The organism is Streptomyces sp. NPDC059740, assembly GCF_042733155.1.
In the GTDB taxonomy this organism is placed as follows: Bacteria; Actinomycetota; Actinomycetes; order Streptomycetales; family Streptomycetaceae; genus Streptomyces.
Genome location: NZ_JBHWGP010000014.1, coordinates 82,833 through 95,281 on the forward strand (window position 1 = coordinate 82,833; position 12,449 = coordinate 95,281).

The 12,449-nt window shown below is 73.4% G+C and carries 8 protein-coding genes; 5 read left to right on the forward strand and 3 right to left on the reverse strand.

Annotated features, from left to right (window positions below):
• Window positions 1-130: 130 nt before the first annotated feature.
• A complete protein-coding gene (locus ACFV3R_RS18710) occupies window positions 131-1,174 on the reverse strand; it encodes a 4-hydroxy-3-methylbut-2-enyl diphosphate reductase (RefSeq protein ID WP_385583632.1) in 1,044 nt (347 codons plus the stop codon).
• Window positions 1,175-1,372: 198 nt separating this feature from the next.
• Between ACFV3R_RS18710 and ACFV3R_RS18715 the strand changes: the two genes are divergently transcribed.
• The 4 genes from ACFV3R_RS18715 (at window position 1,373) to ACFV3R_RS18730 (ending at window position 5,445) form a co-directional block, all read left to right on the forward strand.
• Complete coding sequence (locus tag ACFV3R_RS18715) at window positions 1,373-2,875, forward strand: APC family permease (protein WP_385583635.1); 1,503 nt, start codon at window positions 1,373-1,375, stop codon at window positions 2,873-2,875.
• Window positions 2,876-2,944: 69 nt separating this feature from the next.
• The gene (gene xseA / locus ACFV3R_RS18720) at window positions 2,945-4,165 is read left to right on the forward strand and encodes an exodeoxyribonuclease VII large subunit (RefSeq protein ID WP_385583638.1); all 1,221 of its coding nucleotides are present in this window, start codon (window positions 2,945-2,947) and stop codon (window positions 4,163-4,165) included.
• A 9-nt stretch (window positions 4,166-4,174) separates the two neighbouring features.
• Entirely contained in the window at window positions 4,175-4,504 is a 330-nt protein-coding gene (locus tag ACFV3R_RS18725; protein WP_385583641.1) for an exodeoxyribonuclease VII small subunit, read from the forward strand.
• Between the two features lie 347 nt (window positions 4,505-4,851).
• Window positions 4,852-5,445: a malonic semialdehyde reductase gene (locus ACFV3R_RS18730; protein ID WP_385583644.1), complete on the forward strand. Its 594-nt coding sequence runs from the start codon at window positions 4,852-4,854 to the stop codon at window positions 5,443-5,445.
• Window positions 5,446-5,585: 140 nt separating this feature from the next.
• Here ACFV3R_RS18730 and ACFV3R_RS18735 read toward each other — a convergent pair whose 3' ends face one another.
• Complete coding sequence (locus tag ACFV3R_RS18735; protein ID WP_385583647.1) at window positions 5,586-8,237, reverse strand: GH92 family glycosyl hydrolase; 2,652 nt, start codon at window positions 8,235-8,237, stop codon at window positions 5,586-5,588.
• Window positions 8,238-8,609: 372 nt separating this feature from the next.
• On the opposite strand from ACFV3R_RS18735, the gene ACFV3R_RS18740 reads away from it, so the two are divergent.
• Window positions 8,610-11,267 (forward strand): PA14 domain-containing protein, encoded by a 2,658-nt coding sequence (locus ACFV3R_RS18740; RefSeq protein WP_385583649.1) that lies wholly within the window; start codon window positions 8,610-8,612, stop codon window positions 11,265-11,267.
• 139 nt (window positions 11,268-11,406) lie between these two features.
• Here the strand turns inward: ACFV3R_RS18740 and ACFV3R_RS18745 are convergent, their stop codons facing one another.
• A complete protein-coding gene (locus ACFV3R_RS18745) occupies window positions 11,407-12,309 on the reverse strand; it encodes a DUF2797 domain-containing protein (protein ID WP_385583653.1) in 903 nt (300 codons plus the stop codon).
• Window positions 12,310-12,449: the final 140 nt, after the last annotated feature.

Below are 12,449 nucleotides of genomic sequence, written 5' to 3' on the forward strand. Positions count from 1 at the left end.
AAGGGTAGGACGGGAGGGCCGCCGGTGGGGAGCGGACGGGCAGGCGCAGGACCGTCCGGGTGGGGCGCGGGGCGGCGCACGGCGGCCCCGGAGCAGGGCTCCGGGGCCGGTCGGGACGGTGCCGGTCGGGTCAGGCCCCGGTGGGGCCCGCCACCGCTGCCGCGGCCTCGGCGCGCAGGTCGCGGCGGAGTTCCTTGGGCAGCGAGAAGTGGATCGACTCCTCCGCGGCGGTGACCGTCTCGACGTCGTTGAAGTCGCGCCGGGCCAGCCAGGCGAGGACGTCGTGGACGAGGACGTCGGGCACGGAGGCGCCCGAGGTGACGCCGACCGTGCGCACACCCTCCAGCCAGGCCTCGTCGATCTCCTCGGCGTAGTCGACCAGGTGGGCGTCCTTGGCGCCGGCACCGAGGGCCACCTCGACCAGGCGGACGGAGTTGGAGGAGTTCTTCGAGCCGACGACGATGACCAGGTCGGACTCGGCGCCCATCTTCTTCACTGCCGTCTGGCGGTTCTGCGTGGCGTAGCAGATGTCGTCGCTGGGCGGCGAGACGAGGGCGGGGAAACGCTCCTTGAGGGCGCCGACGGTCTCCATGGTCTCGTCGACCGAAAGGGTGGTCTGGGAGAGCCAGACGACCTTCTCCGGGTCGCGGACCTCGACGTTCGCCACGTCGGCGGGGCCGTCGACGAGGGTGATGTGCTCGGGCGCCTCACCGCTGGTCCCGACGACCTCCTCGTGGCCCTCGTGACCGATGAGGAGGATGTCGTAGTCCTCCTTGGCGAACCGGACCGCTTCCTTGTGCACCTTCGTCACCAGCGGGCAGGTGGCGTCGATGGTGGCGAGCTTGCCGCGCTCGGCCTCCTCGTGGACCACGGGCGCCACACCGTGCGCGGAGAAGATGACGATGTTGCCCTCGGGGACCTCCTGCGTCTCGTCGACGAAGATGGCGCCCTTCTTCTCCAGGGTCTTGACGACGTGCTTGTTGTGGACGATCTCGTGCCGTACGTAGACCGGCGCGCCGTACTGCTCCAGCGCCTTCTCCACGGCTACGACGGCGCGGTCCACGCCCGCGCAGTAGCCGCGGGGGTTGGCGAGCAGGACCCGGCGGTCACCACTGCTGCGCGTGGCGTCTCCGCTGGGGGCGGCGGCGGGCGACGGGCTCGGCGTGGAAGTCATGCCACCCATCGTAGGCCGTGCCGTGGCGCCCGAAGGTCAAGCCTCTGCAGGAGACTGGGCACGGGCGTCCGGGCGCGGACGGTGCGGTTCCGGGGCGCGCGCGGGGTGTTCCGCGCGTGCTGCCCGCCCGGCCCGCGGGACTGCGGTACGACAGCTGTGGGGCAGCTCTTCGGGGGGCAGACGAGGAGGCCGATCTGGATGGCGGGTGCGGACGGTGCGGCGGAGGGCCGCGGCGCGGGCGGCGGCGGTGGCCCCGCGACGCCCGGTGGCGGGGCGGCGGGCGGTGGGCCGGGCCGGGGCGCCGGGCGCGCGGCGGGCGGGCTGCACCGCTCGCTGCGCCTGCGCGACCTGGTGGTCTACGGGCTGCTCTTCATCGCCCCCATGGCGCCGGTGGGCATCTACGGGACGTTGCAGGCCAGGTCGCACGGGGCGATCGCGCTGGTCTACGTGGTCGCGACGGTCGCGATGGCCTTCACGGCGGTGAGCTACGCGCAGATGGTGCGGGTCGCGCCGCGCGCCGGCTCGGTCTTCACCTACGCGCGCCTGGGGCTGGGCGAGGCCCCGGGGTTCGTCGCCGGGTGGATGGCGATGCTCGACTACCTGCTGATCCCGGCGGTGGCCTACCTCTTCACCGGCATCGCGATGGAGTCGCTGGTTCCGCAGGTGGACCAGTGGGTGTGGACGGCGGTCGCGGTGGTGGTCACCACCGCGCTGAACCTGCTGGGGGTGCGGACCGCCGCCGTCGCCGGTTTCGCGGTGCTGACGCTGGAGGTGGTGGTGCTGCTGGTGTTCGTGGGGGCTGCGGTGTACGTGCTGGCGGTGGACGGGCCGCGGCACGGCTGGGCCTCGCCGTTCTCGGGCGAGGGCGGCTTCTCGGTGACCGCGGTGCTCTCCGCGGTCTCCGTCGCGGTCCTGTCCTACCTGGGGTTCGACGCCGTGGCCTCGTTCGCCGAGGAGGCCGAGGGAGGTGGCCGGCGGGTGGCGCGGGCGGTGCTGACCTGCCTGGTGCTGGCCGGGGTGCTGTTCGCGGCGCAGACCTACCTGGCGGCGCTGCTCACGCCGACCTCGGCACGGGAGCTGGCGGCACGGCCGGCCGAGCAGGGGGACGCGTTCTACGTGACGGCGAACTCCGCGGTCGGCGAGTGGCTGCAGAAACTGGTCGCGGCGTCCAAGGCGATCGGTGCGGCGTTCGCGGCGCTGGCCGGCCAGGCGGCGGCGGGCCGGCTGCTGTTCGCGATGGCCCGTGAGCGACGGCTGCCGCGCCCCATGGCGAAGGTGGACGCCGGCAGCGGGGCGCCCCGCAGGTCGCTGCTGGTCGCGGCGGTCATCACCCTGGTCGCGGCGGTGTGGGCGGCGCGGCGGGACGACGGTCTGGACCGGCTGTCCTCCATCGTCAACGTGGGCGCCCTCACCGCCTTCGCGCTGCTGCACGCCGCGGTCGTCGGCTGGTTCGTGGTGCGGCGCGGCGGGGCGGAGGGCGGTGGCCGGCTCCGGCCGCTGGTGCACCTGGTGGTGCCGGTGCTGGGGTTCGCGGTGGTGGTCGCGGTGCTGGTCAACGCCTCGGGTACGGCGCTGGTCGTCGGCGGTGTGTGGCTGGGGGTGGGGCTGCTGGTGCTCCTGCTCCAGGCGGTGCGCGGGGGCGGGGCCGGGGACGGCGGTGCGCACCGGGACGCAGCGGGCACCGGCGGGGGCGGAAGGTGAGGCGGAGGGTCCCATTCCGGCGGCGGCGGGCGCACGGTGGTGTCGGTGGCCGCCGCTACGCTCGGTGGCATGGCAGTGAGCACGTCGGCTGAGGAGCCGATCCCGGTCTCCCAGGTCTCGCGTCTGATCGGCGGGTGGATCGACCGGCTGGGGGCCGTCTGGGTGGAGGGGCAGATCACGCAGCTCTCGCGGCGGCCGGGGGCGGGCGTGGTCTTCCTGACGCTGCGCGACCCCTCGCACGACGTCTCGCTGACGGTGACCTGCTTCCGCCAGGTCTTCGAGCCGGTGGCGGACGTGGTCGGGGAAGGGGCGCGGGTGGTGGTCCGTGCCAAACCGGAGTGGTACGCGCCGCGCGGCCAGCTCTCGCTGCGGGCCGCCGAGATACGGCCCGTCGGGGTGGGCGAGCTGCTGGCCCGGCTGGAGCAGCTCAAGCGCCGGCTGACCGCCGAGGGCCTGTTCGCGCCGGAGCGCAAGCGCCCGCTGCCCTTCCTGCCGCAGTTGGTGGGCCTGGTGTGCGGCAGGGCGAGCGCGGCCGAGCGCGACGTGCTGGAGAACGCCCGGTTGCGCTGGCCGGCGGTGAGCTTCGAGGTGCGTAACGTCGCGGTGCAGGGCGTGCGGGCGGTGCCGCAGGTGATCGGCGCCATCCGCGAGCTGGACGCGATGGACGAGGTCGACGTCATCGTGGTGGCCCGGGGCGGCGGCAGTGTGGAGGACCTGCTGCCGTTCTCCGACGAGGAGGTGGTCCGGGCGGTGGCGGCGGCCCGCACCCCGGTGGTCTCCGCCATCGGCCACGAGCCGGACTCGCCGCTGCTGGACCTCGTCGCGGACCTGCGTGCCTCGACGCCGACGGACGCCGCGAAGAAGGTGGTGCCGGACGTCGGCGAGGAGCAGGCCCGCATCCAGCAGCTGCGGGAGCGGTCGCTACGCGCGCTGCGCGGCTTCCTGGACCGTGAGGAGCGCGGCCTGTCCGCTGCCCTGCACCGGCCCTCGATACTGCGTCCGCAGCGGATGGTGGAGGACCGGGAGGCCGAGGTGGCGGCGCTGCTGGAGCGGGGCCGGCGCACCTTCCGCCATCTGCTGGACCGGGCCGACTCCGAGCTGTCGCACACCCGGGCCCGGGTCCTCGCCCTCTCGCCCAAGGCCACCCTGGAGCGCGGCTACGCGGTGTTGCAGCGCGCGGACGGCACGGCGGTGCGCACGCCGGAGGAGGTGGAGCCGGAGGAGGAGCTGCGGGCGCGGGTCGCCGAGGGGGACTTCACCGTGCGCCGGACCGTCAGTGGGCCGTCCTAACCTTGTGGCATGACAGACGGCACCACCGAGCAGTCGGCGACCCCGGACGCGGACTCCGCCCTCGGTTACGAACAGGCACGGGACGAGCTCATCGAGGTGGTCCGCGCCCTGGAGACGGGTGGGACGACGCTGGAGGAGTCGCTGGCGCTCTGGGAGCGCGGTGAGCGGCTGGCGAAGGTGTGCCGCCGCTGGCTGGAGGGCGCCCGGGCCCGGTTGGACGCGGCGCTGACGGCCGAGGAGCCCGACGAGGAGGCGGCGCCGGGCCAGGACGCCGAGGGGGCCGCGGACACCGCCGGCGGTCCGGCCGCCGGGGGCGCCACCCGGGCCGGCGACCGCTGAGGAGCCGCCTGCGGCGGGCAGGCAGTCTGACGCGGCGAGCCGGCCCGCCCCCGCGCCTCCCGCCGACCGCCACGGGCCGACCACCACGGGCCGACCGCACCGCCCGGCACCCGCCGCGGTCCGACCGCATCGGGGCCTTCCCCACCTTCCACGTGCCGCCTTCCCCCGCACCTCCCCTTCCCAGCGCCCCGCCGCCCTCGCTCCTCGCCGGCGGCCGGCCCGTCCGCCTCGTCCGTGACGCCTCCCACATCCCCCGCGGGCCGGGGAACAGAAGCGGTTAGTTGAAAGTTAATCCACTTCGGATACAGTGCACAGGAAGCACAACCCGGAATCCGTAAGGTGGCCCCATGACTCTCGCCCTTGACCCCGCCGCGCAGGACCTCCTCTTCCGTGAGGCCCAGACCGCCAACACCTTCACCGACGAGCCGGTCACGGACGAGCAGGTGCAGGCCGTGTACGACCTGGTCAAGTTCGCGCCGACCGCGTTCAACCAGTCGCCGCTGCGGCTGACCCTGGTCCGTTCCACGGAGGCGCGGGAGCGCCTGGTGGCGCACGCCATGGGCGCCAACGGCCCGAAGACGCTCGCCGCCCCGCTGACGGTGATCCTCTCCGCCGACGTCGACTTCCACGAGAAGCTGCCGCACCTGTTCCCCGCGGCCCCCGGCATCAAGGACACCTACTTCGCGGAGCGCTCGGTCCGCGAGGTGGCGGGCATCCAGAACGCCACCCTCCAGGCCGGCTACTTCATCCTGGGCATCCGCGCCGCCGGTCTGGCCGCGGGCCCGATGACCGGCTTCGACTTCGACGCCCTGGACAAGGAGTTCTTCGGCGACGGCAAGCAGAAGTCGTTCCTGGTGATCAACGTCGGCAAGCCGGGCGAGGGCGCGTTCTTCCCCCGTGCGCCCCGCCTGGAGTTCCAGGACGCCGCCACCACCGTCTGAGCGGTCCGGCATCCGAGCGGTCCGGCAGGGCCGGTGCGGGGACAGCCGCCCACACTCCACGGCACGTGACACGGCGAGGCCGCCGCCCCCCGGCGGGGGGGGGGGGGGCCCCGGCCCGCGCGGCCCGGCCCACCACGGTGTCAGCCGGTGACCGTCACCGTCACCGTGTACCGGGCCTCGTCCCGTCCGGCCCGCAGCGTGACGGGCAGGTGGTACGCGCCGGCGGGGGTGTGCGCCCCGGCGGTGACGCGGAGTGCAAGCTCCCCCGCGCCGGTGGTGCCGTCCAGGTGCATGACCGGTGCGGCCGGCCGGACGGTCAGGCCGTCCGGGGCGGAGGTGCGCACCCGGGCGTCCTTCGCGTGCGAGGCCAGGCGCTGGCCGTACACCGTCACCTCGGTCTCCTCGCCGGGTGCGAGCGTGGTGGCGGCAGGGGTCGCGCCCGCCAGCAGTCCGTGCTCACCGGTCCGGTGGGACGTCGGTGCGGCGGCGGGGCCGGTGGCCCAGGAGGTGTCGGGCTCCGTGGCGAGGCTGAAGTCGAGCCGCCCGCCCCGGCTGACGAGGTCCGCGGGCAGCGAGGTCTGCTGCCAGGACCGCCCGTTCAGCGTGAGGCCGTGCACGTAGGGGGCGTCGGTGGCGGCCCGGGGTGCCCGGATCTGGAGGGTGCGGCCGTGGGGCAGGTGCAGCACGGCCTGCTGGAACAGGGGGCTGTGCACGGACAGGGTGGTGGTGCCCGGGGCCGAGGGGTAGACGCCGAGCGCCGCCCATACGTACCAGGAGGACATCGCCCCGAGGTCGTCGTTGCCGGGCTGCCCGTCAGGGGTGGCGCTGAAGAGGCTGGTGGCGATCTTGCGGACGGTGGCCTGCGTCTTCCAGGGCTTGCCCACCGCGTTGTACGTCCACGGAACGCCGAAGTTCACCTCGTTGCCCGCCCACATGGTGGGCTTGTTGGGCCCGGAGTTGAGGTCGTCCGCGAAGAACGCGTCGAGCCGCTTGTCCGCCTCGGTCCGGCCCCCGATCGCGGTGACCAGCCCCGTCTGGTTCTGCGGTACCAGCCAGCTGTACTGCGCCACGTTGCCCTCGTCGAAGCCGTCCTGGCCGAACTCGCCCTCCTTGGGCGGCACGTAGGCCGGTCCTTCGGGGAAGTGGCCCGCTTCGTCGCGCGGTTGCAGGTAGTGCGTGGCCGGGTTGAGGAGGTTCTGCCAGTTCTGGCCGCGCCTGCCGAACTCCTCGGCGGTCTTCTTCTCCCCCGTCGCCGCGGCGAGGCGGCTGATGGCGAAGTCGTCGATCGCCCACTCCAGAGTGGTGGAGGCACCGGTACGCTGGTGGTCACCGCGGGAGTTCTCGTTGTTGGGGTCGTATCCCAGCCGGACGTAGTCCGCCACCCCGGGCCGCTCGCGGTAGGCACCGGGGCTGCTGTCCTCCGTGGTGGCGCCCTTGACGAGGTACTTCAGGGCGGTGTCGACGTCGAAGTCACGGGCGCCGTAGACGTAGAGGTTCGCGACCAGGGGGACGGAATTGTCACCCGTCATCTGTCCCGTGGTGCCGTTGGCCAGCGGCCACCGGGGCCACCAGCCGCTCTGCCGGGCGTCGTTGACGAGGGACTGCGCCATGTCGCCGGCCTGCCCGGGGAAGAGCATCGCCTGGAGCGGGGCGAGGGTGCGGTAGGTGTCCCAGTCGGAGAAGTTGGCGTACTGGTGGTGCCCATTGGGCAGGGTGCGCACCTTGCCGTCGAAGCCGGTGTAGCGGCCGTCGACGTCGTCGAAGGTGTTGGGGTGCATGAGCGAGTGGTAGAGCGAGGTGTAGAAGGTCTCCAGCTGCCCCTTGTCGCGCCCGGCGACCTGGACGCGGCCGAGCGCCTCCCGCCACCGCTGACGGGTCTCCGCGCGCTGCGCGGCGAGGTCCCAACCGGGCACCTCGGCAGCCATGTTGGCCTGTGCCCCGGCCACCGAGACGTAGGACATGGAGATCTTGGCGCGGACGGTGCGGCTGCTCGCGGTGTCGAAGGTGAGGTAGGCGCCTGCCTTGGGCGAGTCGACCCCGTCGCTGCCGGCGGTGACCTTCTTGCCGTCCCAGGTGCCGTGGGCGGCGAAGGGCCGGTCGAAGGTGACGGCGTAGTGGACGGTGTACTTGTTGCCCTTGCCGCAGAAGTTGCCGGTGGTCGCCGATCCGGTGAGGGTGCGGTCACCGCTGATGTGCAGGTCGGCGGCGGAGTCCCCGGCGAAGCTGCCGCCCCCCTTGACCAGCACCTTGGCCTCGCTGCCCGCCGGGTAGGTGAAGGCGGCGAGTCCGGTGCGGGTGTCGGCGGTGAGTTCGGCCCGGACGTCGGAGTCCTTGAGGGTGACGGCGTAGTAGCCGGGTGAGGCCTCCTCCTGGTCGTGGGAGAAGCTCTCGGTGCGGTTCCAGGGCGTGTCCCCCAGGGCGCCGGTGACCGGCAGGAGCGGCACGTCGCCGAAGGCCGAGCAGCCCACCGAGGCGTGGTCCAGGCTGAACCCGCGGATGTGGTCGCTGTGGTACTGGTAACCGGCGTACGAGCCCTCGGTGTCGGGCGAGAACTGCATCATGCCGAACGGCGTGCTGGGGCCGGGGAAGTTGTTGATCTCGCCGACGCTGTCGCCGCCCTTGCCGGTCCCGTTGAGCGGGTCGACGTAGGAGGTCGCGTCCTGCACGAGGGGCGCGGGGTCGCCACCGGCCTGGTTGGACAACGTTGTCGGAACGGCCTGGGCCGTGGCGGTGCCGCCCCAGAGGAGACCGACCGCGAGCGCCGCGGCCAGGCCGGGTCTACGCCGGATCACACTGAACTCCTTGTCGTACACGATCAAGAGACAGCCACACCCTCGACCCGCCGGACGCGCACGTCAAGGTCTGGGACGTCCAACACGGCCGGAGTTCCTCCGTACGCCGCGCGGCCGTGCCGGGCCACCGGGCGCTCCGCGCCCCGCATGCCGCAACGGCCGCGCCGCCCGCCGCTGCCGGCGCGCCGGCGGGGTGGCGCACGAAGGACGGGGAGGACGGGGAGGCCGGCTCCGCATCCCCGTCCCCGCCAACGTTGTCATGTTCCTGGACTTCGCTCTGACCTCATGCTGTCATTGCCGCTGCCCCCGTTTTTCCAACGATGTACAACGGGACGGGGGTTGTCAGGAATCACCAGACCCCACGGAGGTCCCGTGCGTTCCCGCACCACACACCCCCGGCCGGACGGCAGACGCCGTACCGGCCGCAGATCCCCGGCCGCCCTCCTGGCCGCAGTGGCCTCGACCGCGCTGCTGGCGCTGTCGCCCACCGGGCCCACGGCAGTCGCGGCCACCGCCGACCCCTCCCCCGTGGTGCACGGGCTGAAGGCGGACTACTACACCCAGTCGGCCCCGGGCGCCTTCGACTTCGACCAGCTGAAGGCGACCACCCTCGACCCCCGGATCGACTTCGCCAGCCTCGACGCGCGGCTGGCCACGACGACCGGGCAGTCCGACGACGACTCCGTCCGCTGGACCGGCCGCATCACGCCGGACAAGAGCGGTGACTACACCTTCTCCATGCAGGGCGACAACGGCTTCCGGCTGTGGGTGGACGGCAAGCTCGTCATCGACCACTGGGTGGACGACTGGGAGAAGGAGCAGACCTCCGCCCCCGTCACCCTGGCCGCCGGGACGGCACACGACATCCGGGTGGACTACTTCGAGCACACCGGCGGAGCCAACCTCCACCTGCGCTGGACCCCGCCGGGCGGCAGCAAGGAGGCCGTACCCTCGGCCGTCCTCACCCCGCCGGCGGACTTCCACTACTCCGGGCCCCTCGCGTCCTCGGTGGACGCGGACGGCCGCAGCCTCACCATGGACTTCGCCCAGCAACTGGCCGCTCCCCCGGCCGACTTCACCGACCACCTCCAGGCGGTGATCGGCGGCGCCAAGTGGCCGCTGAGCGGGGCGCACCTCGACCCGGCGGACCCCCGGCACCTCGTGCTCGAACTCAAGGAGCCGGTGGTCGGCGAGGGCGGCACCGCCGACCTGACCTACGACGGCAAGGGCGGCCTGGCCTCCGCGGGCGGCGAGGCCGTCGAGGCCTTCCTGGCCAGCGGCGACAACGACTCGACCTACGAGCTGAGCACCCCCTGGGCCAAGGACGTCTCCGCGGACAACGCCCACCCCGAGTACCCGCGCCCCCAGCTCACCCGCGACCAGTGGCGCAACCTCAACGGTGAGTGGGAGTTCTCGGCCGCGAAGGCGGACCAGCAACCTCCGTTCGGCCGGCACCTGGGCGAGAAGGTCCTCGTCCCCTACCCGGTGGAGTCGCAGCTCTCCGGCGTCCACCGCCACGAGGACCGGATGTTCTACCGCCGCACCTTCTCGGTGCCGGCGGGGTGGAAGGTCGGCTCGGGCAAGCGCCTGAACCTGAACTTCGACGCCGTCGACTGGCAGGCCACCGTGTACGTCAACGGACACAAGGTGGCCGAACACAAGGGCGGCTACGACCGGTTCACCGCCGACGTCACCGACGCGCTCAGGGGTCACGGGCCCCAGGAGCTCGTCGTCGCCGTCTACGACCCGACCGACGCCGCCGGCGGCGAGGACCCGCCGATGGGCAAGCAGCGTCTGGACCCCAGCGGCATCTGGTACACCCCGTCGTCCGGCATCTGGCAGACGGTGTGGATGGAGCCCGTGGCCGCCGACCACACCGACACCCTCAAGACGGTTCCCGACGTCGCGGGCGGCACCGTCAGCGTCGAGCCGCGCGGGGTGCGCGCCGGTCTGCCCGTCACGGCCGTCGCCTACGACGGTCACCGCGAGGTGGACCGCGCCACCGGGACCACGGGCGGGGCCCTGAAGGTGAGGGTCCCCCACGCGCACCTGTGGACGCCGGACGACCCGCACCTGTACGACCTGAAGGTGACGGTGGGCCGGGGCGCCTCGGCGGACCGGGTCGGCAGCTACTTCGGCATGCGCTCCATCGCGGTGGCCAAGTCGGGTGACGCCCAGCGGGTGCTGCTCAACGGCAAGCCGACCTTCATGATGGCCACCCTCGACCAGGGGTTCTGGCCAGACGGGCTCTACACCGCCCCGACCGACCAGGCGCTCGCCTCCGACCTGAAGCTGCACAAGGCCATGGGCTTCAACTCGGTGCGCAAGCACATCAAGGTGGAACCGGACCGCTGGTACTACTGGGCGGACCGGTTGGGGCTGATGGTGTGGCAGGACATGCCGGCCATGGACAACGACACCAACCCCTCACCGGCCGCGCGTGCCGAGTTCGAGCACGAGATGAAGCGCATGATCGACCAGCACGTCAGCAGCCCCTCGGTGGTGATGTGGGTGACGCTCAACGAGGGCTGGGGCCAGTACGACCAGGCGCGCCTGGCCGACCAGGCCAAGGAGTGGGACCCCACCCGGCTGGTGGACAACATGAGCGGGCTCAACTGCTGCGGTGCGGTGGACGGCGGCAACGGTGACGTGGCCGACGCCCACGGTTACCCGGACCCGGCGCTCCCTGACGCCGACGGCCGGCGGGCGGTGGTCAGCGGCGAGTACGGCGGGCTCGGGCTGGCCGAACCCGGGCACGCCTGGCCGGTCCAGCAGACCTACGTGGGCGTGGACGCCGACGCCTACACCGACGAGTACCTCAAGGAACTGGCCAACGTCCGGGCTCTCGCCTGCCGGGGCAGCAGCGGAGCGGTCTACACCCAGATATCGGACGTCGAGGGCGAGTTGAACGGTCTGGTCACCTACGACCGGAAGATCGTCAAACCCGACATGTCCCGACTGCGCACCGCGCAACGGAAATTGATCGCCGACGCGTCACGCGCCCATCCCGCGGGCTGTCCCACGGGGTGACGCACACCGGCCGGCGGGCCTGAGGGATACGGACGACGGTCGCCCGGCGGGGCCGCCTCCCCTGAACGGGGTGGGTTCCCGCCGGGCGGTCGCCGTCCGCCCCGCACTCCCCCCCCGCTTCCCCCGCCACCCCCCTGGTTCAGAACAGCGGCTCAGGACGGGCGTCGGGGGCCACCCGGTCCAGCCCCGCGGTGGGGGGTGCCCCTTCAGGCGCCCGGCGGAGCGTCCAACCGGCCAGGAGCCGGGTGTCCAGCAGGACGAGACCGCCCTCGTGGCGCAGGTACAGGTCGCAGCCGATGACACTCACCACCTCGCCGGCCACCGTGGCGCCGGGCTCCAGCGGGCGGACGGCGGCGGTCGGCCGCAAGCCCTCCGGCGGGAGCGGGTAGCGCGGCATGTGGTCGTCCACCGACGGAAGCTGCGGAACCTGGGCTTCCGGCCAGCCCGGCAGGGCGCGGGCCTGCCGGGAGAGGTCGGTGAGCCGGCCGGCCCGCTCCTCGGCCGGTCCGGGCCGGAGCCGGGCCCGCCGCTTGTGCTGGACCGTGACACGGTCGGGCAGGGCCAGTGCGGCGCCCAGCAGGTTCTCCGTGCGCCGGGCGGCGAGGAGCGGTCCGGTGGACAGGAGGGTGGAGGCCAGCGCGCCCTGCTCCAGGAGTCGGACGCTGCCGCGCTGCCGGGCAGTGATGCCGACCTTGACCAGTCCCTCGCCGTGGTGGGCGAGGTAGACGCTGTAGGGCCGCGGGTCGTCGATCGCGGTGTCGGCGGCGACCGAGCGGGAGCGGTCCAGCGCCGTGCAGTCGGCGCATCGGCCGGACCGGGCGTCCGGCGCCAGGGCGGCGGCGGTGGGGCAAGGGATGTGGCCCACTCGCCGCAGCAGCCCGAGGCAGCACCGGTCGGACCCGGTGGTGAAGGCCAGCCGGGTCCCCGGGCGGAGAGCAGCCGAGGTCTGCGGCTCGGCTCCGGGCCGCCACCACCCCAGGGTCGCGTGGTCCGCCGTCCAGAGGAGCCCGGTGGCACGCCAGGGCGCGGGGCAGGGCTGCATGTCGTCAATCGTCCCGGGATCGGAGGTTCGCGTCCTCCAGCCTACGGTCGTGGCGGGCCCGCCGCCCACTGGCCGCATTCCGGCCGGGCCGCCGGGCCGCCGGGCCTCGCGGCGGCCCGGGTCCGCGGGACCCGGGCCGC